Below are 22,886 nucleotides of genomic sequence, written 5' to 3' on the forward strand. Positions count from 1 at the left end.
GGACCCCGCGTACCCAGGAGGCCCGCAGTGACGGTCAGTTCCCCCTTCGACTTCGACCGCCCGTTGATCGGCGTGGCACGGCTCGCCGAACTCCTCGGGGAGGACGGGCTCATCGTGGTGGACGCGTCCGTCGGGGCCCACCGCGGGGCGCCCCGACGGATCGCCGGGGCCCGGCCCTTCGACCTCGACGGCGTCCTCTCCGACCACACCGCCCCCGCGCCGCACGCCATGCCCGGACCCGAGGCCTTCGCCGGGGCCGTCCGGGCCCTCGGGATCGACGACACCAGCGCCGTGGTGGTCTACGACGGTGCGGGGATCTACTCCAGCGCCCGCGCCTGGTGGATGCTGCGGGCGATGGGCTTCGACCGGGCCGCGGTGCTCGACGGCGGACTGCCCGCCTGGGAGGCGGCCGGGCTGCCGGTCGAGGAGCTGCCCGCCGGGTACGACGGGCCCCGGGGGACCTTCACCGCCCGGCCCCGGCCCGGGCTGATCGTGGACAGCGCGGCCGTCACCGCGGCCCTCGCGGATCCGGCGGGTGCGGCGGTCCTGGACGCCCGTACGCGCGAACGCTTCGCCGGGACGGCCCCCGAACCCCGGGCCGGGGTGCGCGGCGGGCACATGCCGGGCGCGCTCAACCTGCCGTTCGGCGAGCTCCAGCGGGGTGGTGCGATGCTGCCGGAGGCGGAGCTGCGGGCCGCGCTGCGGGGGGTGGCGGGGGATCGGGAGCGGCTGTACGTCAGCTGCGGTTCGGGGGTCACGGCCTGTGTGCTCGCGCTGGGGGCGGTGTTGGCGGGGTACGCCGATCCGGGGGTGTACGACGGGTCGTGGAGCGAGTGGGGCGCCCCCGGCCCCCTCCCGGTGACCACCGGCCCCTGACCAGGCCCTCCGGGCCGGGTGTCGGGCCACATTCAGCCCGTCCGGCGTTTGAGGACCCGCCGGGGGCGGCCGGGGGCGAGACGGTCCGAGGGTCCCGGATACCTCGGATGTTCCGTCGCAGGTGGGCCGGTTCCGGTCCGCGTCGGCGCGGCCTGCCTCCGGCGGGTCCTCAAACGCCGGACGGGCTGATGTGGGCCGGGCCTCGGGCGCCGGATGGGCTGATTTGGGCCGGGCCTCGGGCGCCGGACGGGCTGATGTGGGCCGGGCCCGGAGGGCTGGGGCGGGGCGCGCCGGTGTCCGGGGGTGGGGGAGCCGGCCCGTCCGGCGATTGAGGACACCCGCCGGCGGCGGATCGAGTCGGCAGCGGGCGAACGGGGGTGGTGCTAGCACCACCTCGGGACGGGTAGCAGCGTCATCGATCGACGGGGCCCCGGTCGGGAGACTGGTCGCATGACTTCACGCCGCGCCCTCGCCCTGCCGGTCACGGCCCTCGCCGCCCTCACCGCGGGCCTGCTCGTCTCCGGCTGCACCCCCGACCTCCTCGCCGGCGGGGACCAGAAGACGACGAAGACCGCGGCCGCCGACGCCACCGTCACCGAGGCCGTCACCTCGGTGGAGATCAAGGACGCGCGCAGGGGCTCCATCGAGGTGGTCCCCGGCAACGGTCCCGGCGTCGCCGTCCACCGCACGGTCCACTACCGCGGCGACACCGCGCCGCGCCCCGGCCAGCGGGTCTCCGCCGGCGCCCTCACCTTCACCGACGACTGCGGCGACGGCACCTCCTGCTACGTCGACTACCGGCTGGAGGTGCCGGCCGCGGCCAAGGTGAAGCTGGGCACGAGCAGCGGCTCCATCAAGGTGACGGGCGTGGCGGAGGCCGACCTGGAGGCGAGCTCCGGATCCGTACGGGCCGACCGGATCGCCGGGGCGCTGCGCGTCTCGACCTCCTCCGGCGAGATCACCGGTACGGCACTGGGCGGGCCGGGCGCCGAGGTGAGCTCCAGCTCCGGCGACGCCCACCTCGACTTCACGCGGGCGCCCTCCTCGGTGACGGCGCAGGCCAGCTCGGGGAACGTCACCCTGCGCGTGCCCGGCGGCCCCTACCGGGTCGGCGTGAGCACCAGCTCCGGCGACCGCGAGGTGAGCGTCCCGACGGACGCGGCGGCCGCGGCGCGCCTGACCGTGACGACCAGCTCGGGCGACGTGAAGATCACGGCCTCCTAGACGAACTCCTGGACCAATTCCTGGACCAATTCCTGGACTAACTCCTGGACGAGCTCCTAGGACAGCCACACCAGCAGCGCGTCACCGTCCGCCGCCGCGGCGCGGAAGAAGGGCAGCAGCTCCTCGTAGCGGGCCACGACGCCCTCCAGCGACGCCCCGCCCTCCCAGGCGTGCACCGGGTAGACGTCGGCCCGGGCCAGGTCGGCCGGGCCGACGCCGCCCACCAGCCGCTCGCCGCCCGTCGCCGCCATGGCCGCGGCGGCGGTCCGCACCTGCCCGGGCGTCAGGCAGCGCGGCGGCCCGTAGCTCCACGCCGCCGCCCCCGCCCCGGCGCCCTCCGACCCGCTCCAGGGGAGCGCCTCCTCGCCGTGCGCGATGTCGACGGGGAAGCCGAGGCGCCGGGTCAGGAACCCGAGGGCGTCCCAGGCCGTACCGGTACTGCACCACCGCTCCCCGCCCGTCCATCCCGCCCCGAGCGCCCCGTGCGTCTCCTCGGACCGCGCCCCCAGGCACGCCTCGACCCAGGCCGGATCGCGCCGGGCGCGCTCCAGCTCGTCGACGGCCAGCCGGACGTAGCTCCCGAGGATGCTCATGCGCGAAGGGTAGGACCGACCACTGACAACGGCCCCGGGTCCGGGGAGGGCCGGACGCGTTCGCCCCGGGCGAACGGAGGTTGGGGAACATTGGGCGGCGCACAAGCATTGAGTCGGCATAGCTCAACTTCGCTGCCGGAGGGAAAATCATGGCTTCGACGTCCGTAACGCTCACTCTGCCCGTGCTGCCGCTTGACGACGAGGTCGTGCTGCCGGGGATGGTCGTTCCGCTGGACCTGTCCGACTCGGAGGTGCGCGGTGCCGTGGAAGCGGCCCAGGCCGCCGCCGGGACCGGGAAGCCACGGGTGCTGCTCGTACCGCGGGTCGACGGGAAGTACGCCGGGACCGGTGTGCTGGGCACCGTCGAGCAGGTGGGGCGGCTGTCCGACGGGGATCCCGGGGCGCTGATCCGGGGCCGGGGCCGGGTCCGGATCGGGGCCGGTACCACCGGGCCGGGGGCCGCCCTGTGGGTGGAGGGGGAGACCGTCGACGAGCAGGTGCCGGAGCCGCTGCCCGGCGCCGTCGCCGAGCTGGTCAAGGAGTACAAGGCGCTCGCCACCAGCTGGCTCAAGAAGCGCGGCGCCTGGCAGGTCGTGGACCGGGTGCAGCAGATCGAGGGCGTCTCGGCCCTCGCCGACAACTCCGGCTACTCGCCGTTCCTGACCCTGGAGCAGAAGCTCCAGCTGCTGGAGACGGCCGACGCCGTCGCCCGCCTGCGGCTCGCCGTCACGATGCTCAGCGACCACCTCGCCGAACAGGACGTGGCCGAGTCCATCGCCAAGGACGTGCAGGAAGGCGTCGACAAGCAGCAGCGCGAGTTCCTGTTGCGCCGCCAGCTGGAGGCCGTGCGCAAGGAACTGCGCGAGCTGAACGGCGAGAAGGAGGGCGAGGAGTCCGACGACTACCGCGTCCGCGTCGAGGAGGCCGACCTGCCCGAGAACGTCCGCGAGGCGGCCCTCAAGGAGGTCGAGAAGCTGGAGCGGGCGAGCGACCAGTCGCCCGAGGGCTCCTGGATCCGCACCTGGCTGGACACCGTGCTGGAACTGCCCTGGAACGAGCGGACCGAGGACGAGTACGACATCCAGGGCGCCCGCGCGATCCTGGACGCCGAGCACGCCGGGCTGAGCGACGTGAAGGACCGCATCACGGAGTACCTGGCCGTGCGCAAGCGCCGCTCCGAGCGCGGCATGGGCGTCGTCGGCGGCCGTCGCGGCGGGGCCGTGCTGGCCCTGGTCGGGCCGCCCGGGGTCGGCAAGACCTCGCTCGGCGAGTCCGTGGCGCACGCCATGGGGCGCAAGTTCGTCCGGGTCGCGCTGGGCGGCGTACGGGACGAGGCCGAGGTCCGCGGCCACCGCCGCACGTACGTCGGCGCGCTGCCCGGCCGGATCGTGCGGGCCATCAAGGAGGCCGGGTCGATGAACCCGGTGGTGCTCCTGGACGAGATCGACAAGGTGGGCTCCGACTACCGGGGCGACCCGGCGGCGGCGCTGCTGGAGGTCCTGGACCCGGCCCAGAACCACACCTTCCGGGACCACTACCTGGAGGTCGAACTGGACCTCAGCGACGTGGTCTTCCTCGCCACCGCCAATGTGCTGGAGGCGATCCCGGAGGCGCTGGCGGACCGCATGGAGCTGGTCCGGCTGGACGGTTACACCGAGGACGAGAAGGTCGTCATCGCCCGGGACCACCTGCTGCCCCGGCAGCTGGAGCGGGCCGGACTGGCGGCCGAGGAGGTCACCCTCGGCGAGGACGCGCTGCGCAAGCTGGCGGGCGAGTACACCCGCGAGGCGGGCGTGCGCACGCTGGAGCGGTCCATCGCGCGGCTGCTGCGCAAGGTGGCCTCCCAGCACGAACTGGGCGAGCGCGAGCTCCCCTTCCGGATCGGTGCGGACGATCTGCGGGGCCTGATCGGGCGACCGCACCACGTGCCCGAGGCGGGCCAGGACCCGGCCGAGCGGCGCACCGCCGTCCCCGGTGTGGCCACCGGCCTCGCCGTGACCGGCGCGGGCGGCGACGTGCTCTTCGTGGAGGCCTCGCTGGCCGACCCGGAGACCGGGGCCGCGGGGCTCACCCTGACCGGCCAGCTCGGTGACGTGATGAAGGAGTCGGCGCAGATCGCGCTCAGCTTCCTGCGCTCGCACGGCGCGGAGCTGGAGCTCCCGGTCGCCGACCTCAAGGACCGGGGCGTGCACATCCACTTCCCGGCGGGCGCGGTCCCCAAGGACGGCCCGAGCGCGGGCATCACGATGACCACGGCGCTGGCCTCGCTGCTGTCGGGCCGCCAGGTGCGGACGGACGTGGCGATGACCGGCGAGGTGTCGCTGACCGGGCGGGTGCTGCCGATCGGCGGGGTCAAGCAGAAGCTGCTGGCCGCGCACCGGGCCGGGATCACCACCGTGATCATCCCGAAGCGGAACGAGGCGGACCTGGACGACGTACCGGCCGAGGTGCTGGAGCGGCTGGAGGTGCACCCGGTGACGGACGTGCGCCAGGTGCTGGAGCTGGCCCTGTCGGCCGCGGCGGAGCCGGTGGTCGTCGCCGCCTGACCGGACGGACGGCCCGGGATCCCGCTGCGACGGGGTCCCGGGCCGTCGCGCGATCCGCTGCTCGATACTGGTGTTCCACACCTTCGATGGGAGCAGTACGTGCACGGGAGCGAAGACCAGGAGTTCCTCGCGCTGGAGCGGGAGCTGTCCGTCTTCCTCCGGAGGGCCCGCGCCTCCTCCGGCGAGATGGCCCGGGCACTGCACCCGGAGCTGGAACCGGCGGCGTACGGTCTGCTCACCCGCCTCGAAGCGGCCGGCCGCCAGCGGGCCACCGACCTCGCCGTCTACTTCGGCGTCGGCAAGGCGACCATGAGCCGCCAGCTGCGCGCCCTGGAGACCCTCGGGCTGGTGGCCCGCGAACAGGATCCGGCCGACGGCCGCGCCTTCCTGGTCGACCTCACCCAGGAGGGCCGGGAGCGCTTCCTGCGGGTCCGCTACGCCCGCCGCGAGCAGTACATGCGCAAGCTCGCGGACTGGGACCGCGGCGAGGTCGCGGAGCTGGCCCGACTGCTCAACCAGCTGAACCAGGGCGCCGAGGCCGAGTGACCCGCCCGCGGGCCCACGGCTCCGCGCGGGTCCGTTCCGTACGGGTCCGTTCCGTACGGGCTCACAGCTCCGCGTAGGCCGCCGAGGCGTCGTCGTGGACCTTCGAGCGGACCCGGCCGCCCGCGGCCGCCGCCGCGGATTCCAGCGCGCGGACCCGGTCGATCAGCGCCCCGGCGCCCTCCTTGCGCAGCACCGCGAGGCAGTCGGCCCAGTCGCCCGCCCCGAAGGTGTCCGTCCAGCGGCTCGCGCCGTCCGTCAGCGCGGCCAGCGCCACCACCCGGGCGCGCGGGGTCCGGCCGGTGACCGCCCGGGCGGCCACCGACGGGTCGGCGGCCGCGGTGAAGAAGGCGCCCGGCGCGTCCGCGTTGCGCAGCACGTCGGTCGCGGCCTCCGAGCGCAGGAGCTCGGCGGGCACCCGGTCGAGCCGGTCGTCCAGCACGGCCGTCACCCCGCCCTCCGGTCCGCGGAGCAGCAGCACGGAGTCGGACAGGACGAGGTGTTCGACGTACTCCGCGTCCCAGCGGACCACGACCACCGTCGCCTGCGGCGTGCGGACGTGAGAAAGGTCACAGGTTTGACGGTGTGCGTCGGCCGTACGGCGGATCGCCTCGGCGAGCACCCCGTCGAGGGGCATGTCCCCGTGCGATCCGGACAGTTCGGTCAGGTGTCCGCCGAGCCGGGCCACGAACCACGGCACGCCGTGCCCGCAGCCGACATCGCCGCCCGGGGGCGTGACCCCGTCCAGCGCGACGAGCACGCCACCGCCGCCCGACGTGGGCAACGCGGCCGACAGCCAGTCCTCGTTGGGGCGTTCCGGGTTGCCGGGGGCGGAGGAGAGGTCGATGCGCATGCGGACAGTCTGCCCGGGATGTCCGGTCCGCCGGGGGTCGGGCGGGGGTCGGGGGAGGGGCGGGCGGGGCGCGAGCGGGTGAACGGGCCGGGTCGCGGCGGGGGTGCCGCGGCGGCGGGCGAGGGGTCGGCCGGCGCGGCCAACGCCGCCCGAATGGTCCGAAAGTGGCGGAATCGAAGGGTCCGAGCAGCTGTGGGCGGGCATCCTGTCAAGCACCCATGGATCTTTCAACCGTCTGTCCGGACACCGGGCCTGACGAGGAGCTGCCCGAGTTGTTCGTCAACTCCTCCGTGTTGTTCACTCGTTCAAGTGGCCGGGTGAGCGATGTGCGGCTCTCTCCCAAACACACTGCGAAGGTCTGAAGCGGTACGAGGGGGCAGGGGGCGTTTACTTGTTGACCGGCCGGTACCTCGGCCACACGAGTAGACGAGCACGAGCACACGTACAGGATTGCGAGCACCGGTGCAGAAGAAGCCGTCTCGGAAGAACGGCACCGCCGCCACCCCTGCCGACGGCCACGCCGCGGCAGGTCGTGCGGGACGCACCGTACGGGTGCGCCGCAGGCTGGTCATGGGCGTTGCCGTCACCGGGCTCACCGTCCTCGCGGCCGGTGCCCCCGCGGTGGTCACCGCCACCTCCGAGCTGAACGACTCCCAGCAGTTGGTCACCCTCGCCGACCGGACGCAGCAGACGCTCACCCTGACGCACCTGCTCGCCGACGAGCGCGACGCCGTCACCGAGTACGTCGCCAAGGGGCGCCCCGCCACGGGCCCCGCGGGCAGGTCCGTCGTCGACGGACGCGCCGCGGGCACCGACCGGCAGACCGGCGAACTCCGCGCGGCCGCCGACGAACCGCTCGCCCGGACGCTGGGCCGGATCCAGGGCGTGCGCGCCGAGGCCGTGGGCGGCAAGGGCGGCGCCCTCGCGGCCCACCAGGCCTACTCGGCCCTGCTCGCGCAGCTGACCGCCCCGAGCGCCCAGCTCGCCGAACTGACCCCGCCCCGCGCCACCGGAGCGCTCGCCACCACGCGTCCGCTCGCCCCCCTCGGCCAAGCCGTGGAGCAGGCCTCGGCCACCCGCGGGCTGCTGCTCGCGGCGCTGGCCGTGCCGCGCGGCGAGCAGCCCCAGAACGCCGCCGCCGTCGACGAACTCGCCACCGCCGCCCAGCGTTCGCGGGTGCGGGAGCTGGCCGCGCTCGACGACTTCGCGCGCGCCGCCCGCCCCGACGTGCGCCAGACCCTCGCCGCGACCGTCACCGGCCCCGAGGTGAAGAGCGCCGAGGACTACCTCAAGCGGCTCACCGACCGGCCCACCCTCACCCCCGCCGACCGCAAGCTCGACGGCGAGGCCGTGGGGAGCGCGCTGTCGGCGCGCATAGACCGGATGCGGACCGTCGAATCCACCCTCGCGGGGGAGCGTTCCAGCGCGCTGGCCGCGCTGCGCGACGACGACGTGACGGCCCTGGAGCGGACGATCGCGATCCTCGGCGCGCTGTTCCTCTTCGCCGTCGTCTTCGCGACCGCCGTCGCGCGCTCCCTCACCCGGCCGCTGTCCGTCCTGCGCCGCGGCGCCGCACGGCTGGCGACCCCGGAGGGCTCGGTGGAACCGGTCCGCTTCACCGGGCGCAACGACGAGTTCGCCGAGGTGGTCCGCCACCTCAACGCGGTGCGCGACCAGACCGTCTCCCTGCACACCCGGGTCGCCGGGCTCGACGCCGACCGCCGCCGCCTCATCGGCCGCAACGAGGCCCTGAGCAGCGGCCGCAGCGCCCTGGAGGACGAACTCGCACGGCTGCGCGCGGGGCTGGAGGAGCACCGGCGCATCATGTCGACGACCTCCGTCTCGCTCTCGCTGCGCACCCTCGGCCTGGTCGAGCGACAGCTCGCGGTCATCGAGGAGTTGGAGTCCAAGGAGCAGGACCCCGACCAGCTCGCCACCCTCTTCAAGCTGGACCACCTGGCGACGGTGATGCGCCGCCACAACGAGAACCTGCTGGTCCTCGCGGGTCAGGAACACGGGCCCGGGCACGCGGGCGCGGTCCCGCTGGTGGACGTCATGCGGGCCGCGGTGAGCGAGATCGAGCGCTACGAGCGGGTCGACCTCGCGGCGCTGCCGGGTGCCACGCAGGTGGCGGGGCACGCGGCCGACGACATCTCGCACGTGCTGGCGGAACTGCTGGAGAACGCGACGACCTTCTCGCCGCCGGAGGCCAAGGTCAAGGTCTCCGGGTGGCTGCTCGACAACGGCGACGCCGTGCTGTCCGTCATCGACGAGGGCATCGGGGTCAGCGGGGACCGGCTCGCCGCCCTCAACTCCCGGCTGTCCGCGCCGGAGGCGTACGACGAGGAGCCCGAGGCGGAGCACGGGCTGGGCCTGGGGCTGTACGTGGCGGGACGCCTCGCCGCGCGCCACGGGGTCACCGCCGAGCTCCGCGCCTCCCGCGGCGGCGGCACGGAGGCCCTCGTGGTCGTTCCGGCCGCGCTGCTGCCGGTGGGCGCGCCGGGCTCCCCGGTGCAGCACCTGACCGCCCCGGAGGGCTTCGCCTTCCTGGACCTCCCCGGCGTGGTGGCCGAGGCCAACGGCAACGTCCTGGCGGCGCGCCCGCGCGGCGAGGGCGTGTCCGTCCCCGCTCCCGCTCCCGCGCCGGAGGCGACGCCGTCCGACGCCGAGGGCGCCACTGACGCGCCGGAGGCGACGCCGTCCGACGCCGAGGGCGCCACTGACGCGCCGGACGCCCGGGACGCGTCGGACGACACCGCTCCGGCGGGCGAGCGGGAGTGGATCCCGGTCGTACCGCTGAGCGAGAAGACCCCCGACCCGACCCCGGAACCGGAGGACGCCACCGCGGCGGACCCGGAGGTGCCCGACGCCGAGCGCACGCTCGAAGTCCGGCTGCCGGTGCTGCCGCAGGCCGAGGAACCGGCCCCGCAAGCCCCCGAACCGGCCGAGGAACTGCTCGCCCGCGTGGTGCCCTCCGCACCGGACGGCGGCGCCCCCGCGGCCCCGCTGCCGCGGCGCGGCGACCTGCCCGGGCGCAAGGTGCCCGGCGGCCAGGAACTCCTCACGCCCGCCACCCGCGCGGAGCACGGGCACGGGCACGCCCAGGCTCCCGACGCACACGGCGACTGGGTGCCCCGGCAGGGCAGCCACCCCGCCGCCCTCGCCGACGAGGCGGTCACCGACAAGGGCCTGCCGAAGCGCACCCCGCGCACGGTGGCGGCCCCCGGCCGGGCCACGGGTTCCACCACCGCGGCCGGCGCCGGGGCCGGGACCGACGGCGACGCCGAACCCAAGCGCGTCGACGCCGAGGAACTCCGCCGTCGCCTCGGCGGTTTCTACCAGGGGTCCAGGGACGGGCGGCGCGTCGTGGAGGCCGAACTCGCGGACGCCGAGGGCCAGACAGATCCGGGGGACACCGCACAGGAGGCACGCACATGACCGCGCCCAGTACGTACGGACTGAGCACCCAGGCCCGCAACCTGCAATGGCTGCTCACCGATCTGGTCGAGGAGGTGCCCGGCATCGTCTCGGTCGCCGTCGTGTCCTCCGACGGCCTGCTGCTGCTCTCCTCCGAACCAAGCCCGACCGCCGGCGACGGTGACGGGGACGGCGGAGCGGAGCCCGGGGCCCGTCTCAGGGGCCCGCGGGGAGCCACCGCCGACCTCGCGACCATCGTGTCCGGGATCGGCAGCCTCACCACCGGCGCCGCCCAGCTGATGGACGGCGGGGGAGTCAAGCAGACGATGGTGGCGATGGAGCACGGCTCCGTCTTCGTCACCGCGATCAGCGACGGCTCCCTGCTCGGCGTGCACGCCACGCCGGACTGCGACATGAGCGTCGTCGCCTACCACATGGCGCTCTTCGTCGGCCGCGCCGGCCATGTCCTGACCCCCGAAGTCCGCAGCGAGCTGCGCCAGTCGATGGAGAACACCTCGTGAGGAGTCCGGCCACCGACCGGCTGCCGATACGCGGCGCGGACCGGCGCCCCGCCCGCGTCCGCCCGTACTCGCTCACCGGCGGGCGCACCCGCTTCGCGCAGGTCCTGCACGTCGAGAGCTTCGTCGCGACCCTCGACCCCGGGACCAAGGCCGCGCCGGCCCGGCCCGACAAGATGCCCGAGATGCGCGCGATCGTCGAGCTGTGCCGCCGCATGCGCACGGTCGCTGAGATATCCGCACTGCTGAAGCTCCCGCTCGGCGTGGTCCGCGTGCTCGTCAGCGACCTCGCCGACCAGGGACGGATCCGCGTCTACGGGACCGGGCACGCCGCCGGCCGCCCCGACCGCGCGCTGCTCGAAAGGGTGCTCAGTGGGCTCCGCCGTCTTTGACCCGACCGCCCCCGCGGACCCCGCGGACGATCCCGTCCTGCCCTGGCAGTACGACCGCTCCCGCGCCCCCGTCGCCGTCAAGGTGCTGGTCGCGGGTGGCTTCGGGGTGGGCAAGACCACCTTCGTCGGCTCGGTCTCGGAGATCACCCCGCTGCGCACCGAGGCGGTGATGACCCAGGCGAGCGCGCCGACGGACGACCTGACGGGCACCCCGGAGAAGGAAACGGCCACCGTCGCGATGGACTTCGGCCGGGTCACGCTCGACGACGACCTGGTCCTGTACGTGTACGGGACGCCCGGCCAGAAACGTTTCTGGTTCATGTGGGACGACCTCGTGCGCGGGGCGATCGGCGGCATCGTGCTCGCCGACACCCGCCGCCTGCGCGACTGCTTCCCGGCCCTCGACTACTTCGAGAGCTGCGGGCTGCCGTACGCCGTCGCCGTCAACCACTTCGAGGGTTCCGACTCCTACGAGCCCGAGGACGTGCGGGAGGCGCTGACCATCGCCGAGTCCGTGCCCGTCGTGGTCATGGACGCGCGCGACCGGGCCACGGTCGTGGAGTCCCTGCTGACGCTCGTGGGCCACGCCCTGGACGCGACCCCCGAATAGCCCCTCGCGTACCGCCCGTACGCACGTGGTCCTGTACGCCCGTGCCCCCGCATCGCCCGGAGAGACACACCGCCATGCGCAAGATACTCATCGTCGGAGCCGGGCAGTCCGGTCTCCAGCTCGCCCTCGGTCTCCAGGCCAAGGGGTACGAGGTCACCCTCATGTCCAACCGCACGCCGGACGAGATCCGCGGCGGCCGGGTCATGTCCACGCAATGCATGTTCGACACCGCGCTCCGGCACGAGCGCGACCTGGGGCTGAACTCCTGGGAGGACCTGGCCCCGCGGATCGAGGGCGTCGGCGTCTCGGTCGCCGCCCCCGACGGCTCCCGCCCGATCGACTGGCTCGGCCGGCTCAAGGGCTTCGCGCAGTCCGTGGACCAGCGCGTGAAGATGGCGGGCTGGCTGGACGCCTTCGTGCAGCGCGGCGGCCAGCTGGTCGTCCACGGCGCCTCCCTCGCCGACCTGGACTTCTTCTCCCGCACCTACGACCTCGTGCTCGTCGCGGCGGGCAAGGGCGAGCTGGTCTCCCTGTTCGGGCGGGACGCGGCGCGTTCCCCCTACGATGCCCCGCAGCGCGCGCTCGCCGTCTCCTACGTGCACGGGCTGGGCCCGCGGCCCGAACACCCGGACACCGAGGCGGTCCGCTGCAACCTGGTCCCCGGCGTCGGCGAGCTCTTCCTCATGCCCACGCTGACCACCTCGGGGCGCGCGGACATCCTGTTCTGGGAGGGGGTGCCGGGCGGTCCGCTCGACGTCTTCGACGGGATCAAGGACCCGGCGAAGCACCTCGCCTTCACCCTGGACCTGATGGAGCGGTTCACGCCCTGGGAGTTCGCGCGGGCCAAGGACGTGGAGCTGACGGACGCGGGCGCCACCCTGGCCGGCCGGTACGCGCCCATCGTCCGCAACCCGATCGGCCGGCTGCCCGGCGGCGGGGTGGTGCTGGGCGTCGCGGACGTGGTCGTGGCGAACGACCCGATCACCGGACAGGGCTCGAACTCGGCGGCCAAGTGCGCGGCCTCGTACCTCTCCTCGATCCTCATGCACGGGGACAAGCCGTTCGACGAGGCCTGGATGAAGGCCACCTTCGACAAGTACTGGTTCACCACCGGCAAGCCGGTCACGCAGTGGACCAACGCGATGCTGGGCGCCCCGCCGGAGCACGTGCTGGAGCTGATCGGCGCGGCGGGGCGGCTCCAGCCGGTCGCGGACCGCTTCGCCAACGGCTTCGACAACCCGGCCGACTTCGACGCGTACTTCTACGACCCCGAGGACACCGCGGACTACCTCGCGGAGGTCGCCTCGGCGGCCTCGCCCGCGCCGGACTCCGAGGACGCCCCGGTCGCCGAGGACGCGCCGGGCAGTGCCTCCTCGGAGGAGTAGCCGCTGTCGTCACCCGCCGTCGCGGACCCGGTGCCCGAACCGGCGCCCTCGGGCAGCGGCGGCGGGCTGTACGACGCCAGCGCGACCCCGTCGGGATCCGGCCGCACGGCCCCCAGCAGCGGGTTCGCGGCGATCGGCGACACCTTGACCTCGGCCCCCGGGCGGGGTGCCTGGATCACCTTGCCGTTGCCGACGTAGAGGGCCACGTGGGTCGCCTTGGGGAAGTAGACCACCAGGTCCCCGGGCCGCAGCCGGTCCAGCGGCACCTTTTGGAGCTGCGCCCACTGCTCCTGGCTGGTGCGCGGGATCGAGCGTCCCGCGTGCGCCCAGGCCCGCGAGGTGAGCCCCGAGCAGTCGAAGGAGGCCGGCCCCTCGGCGCCCCACACGTAGGGCTTGCCGATCTGCTCGCTCGCATAGGCGAGCGCGGCGCCGCCCGCCGCGCTCGGCGTACGGGCGCCGGCCGCGCCGGGGCTGCCCAGGCGCCCCGAATCCACCAGCTCCCGCTGCGCGTCGGCGCTCTCGCCGCGCTCCCGATCGGCGAGCTCGGCCAGCTGCGCGGCGGTGAGCGAGGCCAGCAGCCGCTCGACCTCCTTGAGCTGCGCCGCGGCCTCGTCCTTGTGCCGCTTGCCCTCCGCCGTCAGGGCCTGCTGGGTGTCCAGCGCCGTGCGGGCGGCCGCCGCCAGGGTCCCGGCCTGCTGTTCGCCCTGCGCGAGCCGGGCCAGTACGCCGGCCCGACGGGCGCCCTCGTGCGCGGCGAGGCGGCGCTCGTCCAGGGCGCTGTTCGGGTCGCCCGACATCAGCATCCGGGCGTACGGGGAGAAGCCGCGGGCCCCCCGGTACTGCTCCCGGGCCAACCGACCGGCCAGCGCCTGCTGGGCGCCGACCTCGGTGCGGGCCCGGCCGAGGTCGGCGCTGAGCCGGCGCTCCTCGGCGCGGCGCGCGGTGAGGGCGACTTCGGTGGCGTTGTAGGCCTCGGCGGCCTCCTCGGCCTTCTGGTAGAGCCCTTGCATCCGGGTGAGCAGCCCGCCCACGGCCGGCGCACCGGGTGCCCCGGGCAGGGCTCCGGCGGCTCCGGTGGCTCCGGGGGTCCCGGCCGCTTCGGGGGCTTCCGGGGTCTCCGGGGTCTCCGGGGTCTCGGGCGCGGCCGGTGCGGCCGCGGGCCCCGAGGGCGGGCCGACCGGGGGGCCGACCGAGGGCGCGGCGGCGGCGGACAGCGGGACGGTCGCGACCAGGGTCGCGGCGATGCAGGCGGCACGCAGCAGCCGACGTGACATGGGATCACCTCCGGGGAACCGAGGGCGTGATCGTGCCACGACCGGTATGACAAATCGCCCACCCGAGTCGGCCGGGTCGCCGCCCCCACCCGTCCGGCGCAAGGCGCTCCTGCGGTGGCCGCGCGGCTGCCGATCCGGTTCCGCGCGGGTACCGCCGCGGGTTCGCCGCCGCTTCCGCGGGTACCGCCGCAGGTTCCGTCGCTAGCCCTTCAGCAGGCGCGCCTTCGCCGCCGAGAACTCCTCCGGGGTCAGCAGGCCCTCCCGGGCCAGCGCGCCGAGCCGTTCCAGCCGTCCGGCCAGGGCGGCGGCCTGCGGGGACATCGGGGCGGTGGCCGCCGCGCCGCGGGCGGGTTCGCCGCCCTCCCAGACGTACGCGCCGCGGGCCAGCAGTCCCCGTAGCAGCGGCCGCCCCGGCGGGCGCTCGGCGGGGCGGGCCACCGCGTGCACCGGTCGGATGAACATCACGCAGCTCCCGTTCCGCCCGTGGGCATCCGCTCCGTGGGCACCCGGTCCGTGGGGATCCGGTCCGCGGGGATGCGGACCGAGCCCGCGATCCGGCCGCCCGCCGCCCGTACGGCGATCGCCGCGTCCTCGGCCCACAGGTGCTCGATCAACACCAGCAGCGCGCAGCTGCCGCGGTCCAGCAGGTCGGCCGCCTCGCGGACGTCCTCGGGCCCGATGAGCGGGGCCGCCTCCCGGCCGGTCAGCAGCCCGTTCAGCTCCTTGAACTCGTCGAACTCCGCCGCCAGCACCTCGCCCGCCGCCGTCTTCGTGGCCACGAGCCCGTCGATCAGCCGGACGTTCCCGCTCTTGCGCAGGCCCATCACGGCCGCGACCGCGGACACCCGCAGCTGCTCCTCCGGGAAGGCGAGGACGATGAACTCCACAGGCCCCATGACCCCGACTCCTCGACTGACAGGCGCATGCGCGACCACTTCTGACGACTCTTCGGCGACTCTTCGGCTCACTATGACATAAAGGGACATAACCTACCGCCGCTTGCTACGTTGCCCTCATGACCGCACTGACGGCACAGGTCACGGAGCCCGCTCCGCCACCCGGCGCACCGCACGCCAGGCGCAGGGGCGTCGAGCTGACCCTCCTCGCGGGCGCCGTCCTCATCTCCGTCCTCGGCCACCTCTACGTCGGCCTCGCGAGCGTCGGCCACCTCCCCCCGCACGCTTCCCGACACGCCGCCGGGCTCGCCGTCGCCGCGCTCCTCGCGCACCTCGCCGTACGTCTGCGGGCGCCCTACGCCGACCCGCTGCTGCTGCCCATCGCCTTCCTCCTCAACGGCCTCGGCCTGGTCCTCATCCAGCGCCTCGACCTCACCACGCCCGGCCACCCCACCGCGGGCGACCAGCTGCTGTGGTCCGGGCTCGGGGTCGCTCTCTTCGTGGTCGCGGTGGCCGCGCTGCGCGACCACCGCTCGCTCCAGCGGTACGCGTACCTCGCGGTGGCCACCGCCCTCGCGCTGATGCTGGTCCCCGTCTTCTTCCCGGCGGTCAACGGCGCCCACATCTGGGTGCGCTTCGCGGGACTCTCCTTCCAGCCCGGGGAGTTCGCCAAGATCCTGCTCGCCGTCTTCTTCGCCTCCTACCTGGCCGCGAACCGCACCGCGCTGGCCCTGACCGGCCGCCGGATCCTGTGGCTGCGGATGCTGCCGGGCCGCGTACTGGGCCCGATCCTGGCGATCTGGCTGCTGAGCGTCGGCGTACTGGTCCTGGAGCGCGACCTCGGCACCTCGCTGCTGTTCTTCGGGCTGTTCGTGATCATGCTCTTCACCGCCACCGGTCGGATCGGCTGGATCGCCGTCGGGCTGCTGCTCGCGGGCGTGGGCGCGTACGCCGTCGGGACCTTCGAGCCGCACGTGCACGGTCGCGTCGAGGACTGGCTGAATCCTTTCGCCTCCATCGAGCAGGGGCGCGGCCCGGGCCAGCTCGCCCAGTCGCTCTTCGCCTTCGGCGCGGGCGGACTGCTCGGCGCCGGACTCGGCCACGGCCAGTCCTTCCTGATCGGCTTCGCCGCCAAGTCGGACTTCGTCCTCGCCACCGCGGGCGAGGAGCTGGGCCTGGCCGGACTCTGCGCGATCCTCGTCCTCTACGCCCTGCTCGTCGCCCGCGGCTTCCAGGCCGGGCTCGCCCTGCGCGACCCCTTCGGGCGGCTGTTGGCCACCGGGCTCGCCTCGATCGTGGCCCTCCAGGTCTTCGTGATCGCGGGCGGGGTCACCGGGCTGATCCCGCTCACCGGCATGGCGATGCCCTTCCTCGCCCAGGGCGGCTCCTCGGTGGTGACCAACTGGGTCATCGTGGCCCTGCTGGTCCGGCTCAGCGACAGCGCGCGGCGGCCGCGACCGCGCGGCGACGCCGGCGCGGAGGGCGGGGTCGGATGATCCGGTACATCCGCTGGTGCGGGTACTTCTGCGCGGCGCTCTTCCTCGCCCTGTTCGTGGGCGTGGCCCGGGTCCAGCTCTGGGAGGCCCCGTCCCTGGCCGGGAACCCGGCCAACAAGCGTCCGGTGATCGAGCGGTACGCCCAGCCGCGCGGGAACATCCTCGTCGACGGCCGCCCGATCACCGGCTCCCGCGACAGCCGCCAACTGCTGCGCTACGAGCGGACCTACACGAACGGCCCGCTGTACGCACCCGTCACCGGCTACTCCTCGCAGACCTACGGCACCAGCTTCGTCGAGCGCTCCGAGGACGCGGTCCTCGCCGGGACCGACCCCGGGCTGACCGCCTTCCCGCTCTGGTACGACCTGGCCCGCAGCCGCCCGGACGGCGGCAACGCGGTGCTCACGCTGAAGGGCGGCATGCAGAGCGCCGCCTACGCCGGACTCGCGGGCAAGCGCGGTGCGGTGGCCGCGATCGAGCCCGCCACCGGGCGGATCCTCGCCCTGGTCAGCAGCCCCTCCTACGATCCGGCCGCGCTCTCGGGCACGGGTGCGGCCGTCAAGAGCGCCTGGGCCCGACTGAACGCCGATCCGGCCCGGCCGATGCTCAACCGGGCGCTGCGCGAGACCTATCCGCCCGGCTCCACCTTCAAGATCGTGACGGCGGCGGCCGCGTTGGACTCCGGAGTGGTGAGCGACGTGGACGCCCCGACGCAGACCCCCGACCCCTACGTCCTGCCCGGCACCACGACCACGCTGCCGAACGCCTCCGGCGGTTGCCAGGACGCCAGCATGGCGGAGGCCGTGCAGTTCTCCTGCAACACGGTGATGGCGAAGATCGGGGTGCAGGTCGGGCTGCGCGGGATGGTGGAGGCGGCGCGCCGGTTCGGCTTCAACGACGAGGGGCTGCGGGTGCCGGCGTGGGTGTCGCGGTCCAACTTCGACACCGACATGAGCCAGGACCAGCTGGCCCTGTCCGCCATCGGCCAGTTCAACACCACCGCCACCCCGCTCCAGATGGCGATGGTCGCGGGCGCGGTCGCCAACGGGGGCGAGGTGCGCGGCCCGTACCTCATCGACCGGACCACGCAGGGCGACGGCGACCCGATCCGCCGCGGCGACCAGCGCGGCCCGGTCCGGGCGATGGCCCCGGGCACGGCGCTGCGGCTCCAGCAGCTGATGGTCAAGGTGGTGGAGGACGGGACGGGCCGCAACGCGGCGATCCCGGGAGCCAGGGTCGGCGGCAAGACGGGGACCGCCCAGCACGGGGTGGGCAACGAGGGCGTCCCGTACGCCTGGTTCATCGGCTGGGCGCAGGACGCGGCCGCGGGCCGGCCCGCCGTGGCGGTCGCCGTGGTCGTGGAGGACGCGGCGGCCGACCGCGGGGACATCAGCGGCAACGGCGCGGCCGCCCCGATCGCCCGGGCCGTGATGCGGGCGGCCCTGGCCCGCTGAGCGTCCGACACCCCGTGGCGGCCACAGCGTCAGGTGCCGGAGGTGCCCGACGCCCCGTCCGCGATCGCGGCCTCCACCTCGGCGACCCGCCGGCGCTCCTCCTCGGCGAACCGCTCGCGGTCGAGGTTCTCGGCGATCTCCTCGTCCTGGGCCATCAGCAGGTCGAGGTTGGAGTCGCCCATGTCGAAGACGCCCATGTCGAGGTAGGCCTTCTGCAGGCGTTCCCCCCACAGCCCGATGTCCTTCACGCAGGGCACGATCCGGCTGAACAGCAGCTTGCGGAACAGGTGCAGGAACTCCGACTGCTCGCTCAGCTCGGCCGCCTCCTGCTTCCCGATGCCGAAGTTCTCCAGCACCTCCACCCCGCGCAGCCGGTCCCGCATCAAGTAGCAGCCCTCGATGACGAACTCCTCGCGCTCGCGCAGTTCGGCGTCGGTGAGCTGCTTGTAGTAGTCGCGCAGCGCCATCCGGCCGAAGGCCACGTGCCGGGCCTCGTCCTGCATGATGTAGGCGAGGATCTGCTTGGGCAGCGGCTTGTCCGTGGTGTCGCGGATCATCCCGAAGGCGGCGAGCGCGAGGCCCTCGATCAGCACCTGCATGCCGAGGTAGGGCATGTCCCAGCGTGAGTCGCGCAGGGTGTCGCCGAGCAGCCCCTGGAGGTTGTCGTTGACCGGGTAGAGCATGCCGATCTTCTCGTGCAGGAAGCGGCCGTATATCTCGGCGTGCCGGGCCTCGTCCATGGTCTGGGTCGCGGAGTAGAACTTCGCGTCGAGGTCCGGGACCGACTCCACGATGCGCGCCGCGCAGATCATCGCGCCCTGTTCGCCGTGCAGGAACTGGCTGAACTGCCAGGCCGTGTAGTGCCGTCGCAGGTCACCCTTGTCCCGTTCGGTCATCTTGGCCCAGTGCCGGGTGCCGTAGAGGGTCAGGACGTCGTCGGGCGTGCCCAGCGGGTCGTACGGGTCGACTTCGAGGTCCCAGTCGATCCGGGTCGCTCCGTCCCACTGCTTGTCCTTGCCCTTCTGGTAGAGGGCGAGGAGCCGCTCGCGCCCCTCGTCGTACTCCCAGCTGAAACGGGCCGCGCCGGAGGCCGGAACCTGCCAGACGGGGTCGCCCGGGTCCTTGGTGTAGAGCGGGTGTGTCGACATGTACGCCCCCTGGGTGCGCGTGCGCTGACTGCCGTGCAGGACTCGACAGTTGGCAGCGTCACACGTTGGTAGACAGCCGGTCAACAAGTCGGGCACAGGGGATTGACGGGCTTGCTGACAAGCAGTCTCATAAGAGGTGACCGCTGGTAACCCACGTGGACCCCACCCTGTGAGAGGTGTCCGAGCCATGACGACCGTGACCGACCGGGCGGCGCTCCGCGACGCCCTCGGCCTCCTCAAGGACCGGGAACAAGTCGCCGAACGGCTGCTCGAATCCTCGGCCAAGCACTCCTTCGACCCCGACAAGGAACTCGACTGGGACGCCCCGACGATCGAGGGCAAGTACTACTGGCCGCCCGAGCTGCTCTCCCTCTACGACACCCCGCTGTGGAAGAAGATGGGCGAGGAGCAGCGCATCGAGCTCTCCCGGCACGAGGCGGCCGCGCTCGGCTCGCTCGGGATCTGGTTCGAGATCATCCTCATGCAGCTGCTCACCCGGCACATCTACGACAAGCCGCTGACCAGCAGTCACGTCCGCTACGCCCTCACCGAGATCGCCGACGAGTGCCGCCACTCGATGATGTTCGCGCGCATGATCCAGAAGGGCGGCGCCCCCGAATACCCGGTCTCCCGCCTCAACCACAACCTGGCGCGGGTCCTGAAGACCGTCTCGACCACGCCCGGTTCCTTCGCCTGCACCCTCCTCGGCGAGGAGATCCTCGACTGGATGCAGCGCCTGACCTTCCCGGACGAGCGCGTGCAGCCGCTGGTGCGCGGGGTCACCCGGATCCACGTGATCGAGGAGGCCCGGCACGTCCGGTACGCCCGCGAGGAACTGCGCCGACAGATGATCACGGCCCCGCGCTGGGAGCGCGAACTCACCCGGGTCAGCTGCGGCCAGGCCGCCCGGGTCTTCTCGCTCGCCTTCGTCAACGGCCAGGTGTACGAGAACATCGGCCTGGACCGGGCCGAGGCGACGGCCCAGGTGAAGGCGAGCGGCCACCGCCGCGAGGTCATGCAGACCGGCGCCAAGCGGCTCACCGACTTCCTCGACGACATCGGCGTCCTGCGCGGGGTCGGCCGCAAGCTCTGGCAGACCTCGGGGCTGCTCGCCTGACGCCCGCCCGTTGTCCGCACGGGCGCCCGCGTGATGCCCGTGTGGTGCTCGCGCCCGCGAGGGCCGGATGCCGGGCCGGTGGAGCGGTCCGTGGGGTTACCCTGCGGACATGACCCGGACTCCGCCGGCGGCCCCGGCGCCGCGTGCCTACCGCCGCCTGAGCGTCGAGGAACGGCGGGCGCAGATCATCGAGGCGGCCCTGTCGCTCTTCGCGCACCGGGCCCCGGAGGACATCTCCCTCGACGACGTCGCCGAGGCCGCCGGGGTCTCGCGCCCCCTGGTCTACCGGTACTTCCCCGGCGGCAAACAGCAGTTGTACGAGGCCGCCCTGCGCTCGGCGGCCGACGTCCTCGGCCAGTGCTTCGCCGAAGCGCAGGCGGGCCCGCTGACCCAGCGGCTCTCCCGCGCCCTGGACCGCTACCTCGCCTTCGTCGACGAGCACGACGCCGGCTTCAGCGCGCTCCTCCAGGGCGGCAGCGTGGTGGAGACCTCCCGCACGACGGCCACCGTGGACGGCATCCGGCGCACCGCCGCGGGCCAGATCCTCTTCCACCTGAACGTCCCGCAGCCCGGCCCCCGGCTGCGGATGATGGTCCGCACCTGGATCACGGCGGTCGAGGCGGCCTCGCTGATCTGGCTCGACGAGGGCAAGGAGCCGCCGGTCGCGGAGCTGCGCGACTGGCTGGTGGACCAGTTCATCGCCCTGCTGACCGCCACCGCGGCCACCGACCCCGAAACGGCCGCGGCCGCCCGGGCGGCGCTGGCCCTGGAATCCGCGGACGGCCCGGTCGGGGTGCTCGCCCGCCGGGTGGTCCCCGTCGTCGCCGAGGCCGCCCACCTGCTGTGACACCCCGGCCGTCCTGTGACACTGGGGGGGTGAGAAGCGAACCGACCCCCTTCGAGGGCGGCCCGATGGACGGCCGAGTGCTGCCGATCCTGCTCGGCCCGACCGGCCACCCGCCGAAGTGGTACGAGATCCCCGTCCCGGACGCGGCGGGCGGACCGCCCGCGGTCCTGCTCTACCAGCGGGTCCCGGCGGGCTACTCCAAGCGCCTGCACCTCCAGAAGGGCTGGAAGTACGCCTACGACCCCTCGGGGCAGAAGCCGAAGCTCCGCTGGCCCTGGACCAAGGTGACCCCGGCCGCGACGGACCGAGGGACGGACCGAGAAGCGGAACGCGACGGGTCAGGCCCCGTCGGCTGACGCGTCCCGCGCGGGCACGCCCCCCGCGGACACGTCCCCCGTGGGCGCGTCCAGCGTCAGCGTCGCCAGCGCTCCGCCGTCCGCCGCGTTGGCGAAGACCAGCCGGGCCCCCAGGACCTCGGCCTGCCCGACGGCGATCGTCAGGCCGAGCCCGTGCCCCTTCGCGCCGCCGCCCGCGCCGGTGACCGCACCCCGCGGCTCCGACCGGAACCGCTGCGGCCCGTGCGCCACCAAGTACTCCGGATAGCCGTCCCCATGGTCCCGTACGGTCACCACCGGCCCGTCCACCGTCAGCGCCACCGGCGCCCGACCGTGCTTGTGGGCGTTCGCGATCAGGTTCCCCAGGACCCGCTCCAGGCGCCGCCGGTCCGTCTCGACGTAGACGTCGCGCACCACGACGACCTCCGTCGCCGTGCCCGAGGCCCGCACCGCCCGCTCCGCCACCGCCGCCAGCCGGTGCAGGTCCGTCTCGACCTGCTCGCTGCCCGAATCCAGCCGGGAGATCTCCAGCAGGTCCTCGGTGAGCTGGCGCATCGTGCGCACCCGCTCCTGCACCAGCTGCGTCGGACGGCCCTCCGGCAACAGCTCCGAGGCGGCCTGCAGGCCGGTCAGCGGGGTGCGCAGCTCGTGCGCCACGTCCGCCGTGAACCGCTGCTCGCTCAGCAGCTTCGACTGCAGGCTGCCGGCCATCGTGTCCAGCGCCGCGGCCACCGTCGCCACCTCGTCCTGCCGCCGCGCGGGATCCTTCGTGCGGGCGTCCCCGACCCGTGCGTCCAGGTCCCCCTGGGTGATCCGGCGGGCGACGGTCGCGGTCTGGTGCAGCCTGCGGGTGACCCGGGTGACGGCGAAGGCGCCGACCAGCAGGGTGCCCCCGATGGCCAGCACGGACGAGCCGATGATCGCCTGGTCCAGGCCGTTGATCGTGCGCGCGCTCTGGCTGTAGTCGACGGCCGTCGCCAGGGCCCGGCCGTCGGCGGGCGCCGCCGCCCACATGACCGGGCGGCCGTCGTAGTCGCTGACGATCGTGCCCCGCTGCCCGGAGACCGCGAGCGCGCGCAGCGAGGCCGGCAGCCCCGCCGGGTCGATGGCGGAGTCCGGCGGCAGGTTCTCGCCGGCCTCGTACGAGCGGGAGGCGTCGTGCAGTTTGCCGAGGGCCTTGTCGCGGGCGGTGGCGACCGTCTGCCGGGTGACCGCGACGTGCACGAGCGCACCGAGCACGGCCGCGAGCGTGCAGCACATCACCACGATGAAGCACGCCGACTTCCAGGTCAGGGTGGCCGTCCAGGCCGGCAGCCGCAGCGGGATCCGCTCCCGGAGCGCTCCCGCGCGGGCGCGCGGACC

Annotated in this window: 21 protein-coding genes; 14 read left to right on the top strand and 7 right to left on the bottom strand. The window is 74.0% G+C overall.

The genetic code is table 11. The features are described from left to right. The first annotated feature begins 27 nt into the window (after window positions 1–27). Window positions 28–876, top strand: a complete 849-nt coding sequence (locus ACIQWR_RS02315) for a sulfurtransferase (protein WP_404004421.1) — start codon at window positions 28–30, stop codon at window positions 874–876. A gap of 450 nt (window positions 877–1,326) precedes the next feature. After that, entirely contained in the window at window positions 1,327–2,100 is a 774-nt protein-coding gene (locus ACIQWR_RS02320; RefSeq protein ID WP_404004423.1) for a DUF4097 family beta strand repeat-containing protein, read from the top strand. A 56-nt stretch (window positions 2,101–2,156) separates the two neighbouring features. Here the strand turns inward: ACIQWR_RS02320 and ACIQWR_RS02325 are convergent, their stop codons facing one another. After that, window positions 2,157–2,693, bottom strand: coding sequence for a DUF1877 family protein (locus ACIQWR_RS02325; protein ID WP_404004426.1), 537 nt, complete (start codon window positions 2,691–2,693; stop codon window positions 2,157–2,159). 149 nt (window positions 2,694–2,842) lie between these two features. On the opposite strand from ACIQWR_RS02325, the gene lon reads away from it, so the two are divergent. Next, complete coding sequence (gene lon / locus ACIQWR_RS02330; protein WP_404004428.1) at window positions 2,843–5,239, top strand: endopeptidase La; 2,397 nt, start codon at window positions 2,843–2,845, stop codon at window positions 5,237–5,239. Between the two features lie 99 nt (window positions 5,240–5,338). Then, window positions 5,339–5,785 carry a MarR family winged helix-turn-helix transcriptional regulator gene (locus tag ACIQWR_RS02335; protein WP_404004431.1) on the top strand — a complete coding sequence of 149 codons (447 nt, stop codon included), beginning with the start codon at window positions 5,339–5,341 and terminating at the stop codon, window positions 5,783–5,785. 61 nt (window positions 5,786–5,846) lie between these two features. Here ACIQWR_RS02335 and ACIQWR_RS02340 read toward each other — a convergent pair whose 3' ends face one another. Further along, window positions 5,847–6,635 carry a hypothetical protein gene (locus tag ACIQWR_RS02340; protein WP_404004433.1) on the bottom strand — a complete coding sequence of 263 codons (789 nt, stop codon included), beginning with the start codon at window positions 6,633–6,635 and terminating at the stop codon, window positions 5,847–5,849. A gap of 462 nt (window positions 6,636–7,097) precedes the next feature. On the opposite strand from ACIQWR_RS02340, the gene ACIQWR_RS02345 reads away from it, so the two are divergent. The 5 genes from ACIQWR_RS02345 (at window position 7,098) to ACIQWR_RS02365 (ending at window position 12,957) form a co-directional block, all read left to right on the top strand. Continuing rightward, the gene (locus ACIQWR_RS02345) at window positions 7,098–10,073 is read left to right on the top strand and encodes a nitrate- and nitrite sensing domain-containing protein (protein ID WP_404004435.1); all 2,976 of its coding nucleotides are present in this window, start codon (window positions 7,098–7,100) and stop codon (window positions 10,071–10,073) included. After that, complete coding sequence (locus tag ACIQWR_RS02350) at window positions 10,070–10,573, top strand: roadblock/LC7 domain-containing protein (RefSeq protein ID WP_404004436.1); 504 nt, start codon at window positions 10,070–10,072, stop codon at window positions 10,571–10,573. Before ACIQWR_RS02345 ends, ACIQWR_RS02350 begins: the two co-directional genes overlap by 4 nt. Continuing rightward, window positions 10,570–10,962, top strand: coding sequence for a DUF742 domain-containing protein (locus ACIQWR_RS02355; protein WP_404004438.1), 393 nt, complete (start codon window positions 10,570–10,572; stop codon window positions 10,960–10,962). Before ACIQWR_RS02350 ends, ACIQWR_RS02355 begins: the two co-directional genes overlap by 4 nt. Before the next feature lie 37 nt (window positions 10,963–10,999). Then, window positions 11,000–11,572, top strand: a complete 573-nt coding sequence (locus ACIQWR_RS02360) for a GTP-binding protein (protein ID WP_404005021.1) — start codon at window positions 11,000–11,002, stop codon at window positions 11,570–11,572. 74 nt (window positions 11,573–11,646) lie between these two features. Beyond that, complete coding sequence (locus ACIQWR_RS02365) at window positions 11,647–12,957, top strand: styrene monooxygenase/indole monooxygenase family protein (protein WP_404004441.1); 1,311 nt, start codon at window positions 11,647–11,649, stop codon at window positions 12,955–12,957. On the opposite strand, the gene ACIQWR_RS02370 is transcribed toward ACIQWR_RS02365, so the two are convergent. The 3 genes from ACIQWR_RS02370 to ACIQWR_RS02380 all read right to left on the bottom strand — a co-directional run bounded on the left by ACIQWR_RS02370 (window position 12,858) and on the right by ACIQWR_RS02380 (window position 15,127). Then, entirely contained in the window at window positions 12,858–14,231 is a 1,374-nt protein-coding gene (locus tag ACIQWR_RS02370) for an NlpC/P60 family protein (protein ID WP_404004444.1), read from the bottom strand. The two genes, ACIQWR_RS02365 and ACIQWR_RS02370, sit on opposite strands and share 100 nt — an antisense overlap. Window positions 14,232–14,432: 201 nt before the next feature. Continuing rightward, a complete protein-coding gene (locus ACIQWR_RS02375; protein ID WP_404004446.1) occupies window positions 14,433–14,693 on the bottom strand; it encodes an SHOCT domain-containing protein in 261 nt (86 codons plus the stop codon). Beyond that, entirely contained in the window at window positions 14,693–15,127 is a 435-nt protein-coding gene (locus ACIQWR_RS02380; protein WP_404004447.1) for a DUF6325 family protein, read from the bottom strand. The genes ACIQWR_RS02375 and ACIQWR_RS02380 overlap by 1 nt, the downstream gene beginning before the upstream one ends. A gap of 119 nt (window positions 15,128–15,246) precedes the next feature. Between ACIQWR_RS02380 and ACIQWR_RS02385 the strand changes: the two genes are divergently transcribed. Beyond that, the gene (locus tag ACIQWR_RS02385) at window positions 15,247–16,623 is read left to right on the top strand and encodes an FtsW/RodA/SpoVE family cell cycle protein (RefSeq protein ID WP_404004449.1); all 1,377 of its coding nucleotides are present in this window, start codon (window positions 15,247–15,249) and stop codon (window positions 16,621–16,623) included. Beyond that, the gene (locus ACIQWR_RS02390; RefSeq protein WP_404004452.1) at window positions 16,620–18,077 is read left to right on the top strand and encodes a penicillin-binding transpeptidase domain-containing protein; all 1,458 of its coding nucleotides are present in this window, start codon (window positions 16,620–16,622) and stop codon (window positions 18,075–18,077) included. The genes ACIQWR_RS02385 and ACIQWR_RS02390 overlap by 4 nt, the downstream gene beginning before the upstream one ends. A 29-nt stretch (window positions 18,078–18,106) precedes the next feature. On the opposite strand, the gene ACIQWR_RS02395 is transcribed toward ACIQWR_RS02390, so the two are convergent. Further along, on the bottom strand, window positions 18,107–19,225 hold the full coding sequence (locus tag ACIQWR_RS02395; protein WP_404004455.1) for a ferritin-like domain-containing protein: 1,119 nt from the start codon (window positions 19,223–19,225) through the stop codon (window positions 18,107–18,109). Window positions 19,226–19,412: 187 nt separating this feature from the next. Here ACIQWR_RS02395 and ACIQWR_RS02400 point away from each other — a divergent pair, with 187 nt between their 5' ends. The 3 genes from ACIQWR_RS02400 to ACIQWR_RS02410 all read left to right on the top strand — a co-directional run bounded on the left by ACIQWR_RS02400 (window position 19,413) and on the right by ACIQWR_RS02410 (window position 21,545). After that, the gene (locus tag ACIQWR_RS02400) at window positions 19,413–20,342 is read left to right on the top strand and encodes a diiron oxygenase (RefSeq protein ID WP_404004457.1); all 930 of its coding nucleotides are present in this window, start codon (window positions 19,413–19,415) and stop codon (window positions 20,340–20,342) included. A 109-nt stretch (window positions 20,343–20,451) separates the two neighbouring features. Continuing rightward, window positions 20,452–21,189 (top strand): TetR/AcrR family transcriptional regulator, encoded by a 738-nt coding sequence (locus ACIQWR_RS02405; RefSeq protein WP_404004460.1) that lies wholly within the window; start codon window positions 20,452–20,454, stop codon window positions 21,187–21,189. Between the two features lie 29 nt (window positions 21,190–21,218). Then, window positions 21,219–21,545, top strand: a complete 327-nt coding sequence (locus ACIQWR_RS02410) for a hypothetical protein (protein WP_404004462.1) — start codon at window positions 21,219–21,221, stop codon at window positions 21,543–21,545. On the opposite strand, the gene ACIQWR_RS02415 is transcribed toward ACIQWR_RS02410, so the two are convergent. Continuing rightward, window positions 21,528–22,850, bottom strand: a complete 1,323-nt coding sequence (locus ACIQWR_RS02415; protein WP_404005022.1) for a histidine kinase dimerization/phospho-acceptor domain-containing protein — start codon at window positions 22,848–22,850, stop codon at window positions 21,528–21,530. The two genes, ACIQWR_RS02410 and ACIQWR_RS02415, sit on opposite strands and share 18 nt — an antisense overlap. Window positions 22,851–22,886: the final 36 nt, after the last annotated feature.

It is taken from the genome of Streptomyces sp. NPDC098789, from assembly GCF_044759975.1.
Taxonomy (GTDB): Bacteria; Actinomycetota; Actinomycetes; order Streptomycetales; family Streptomycetaceae; genus Streptomyces.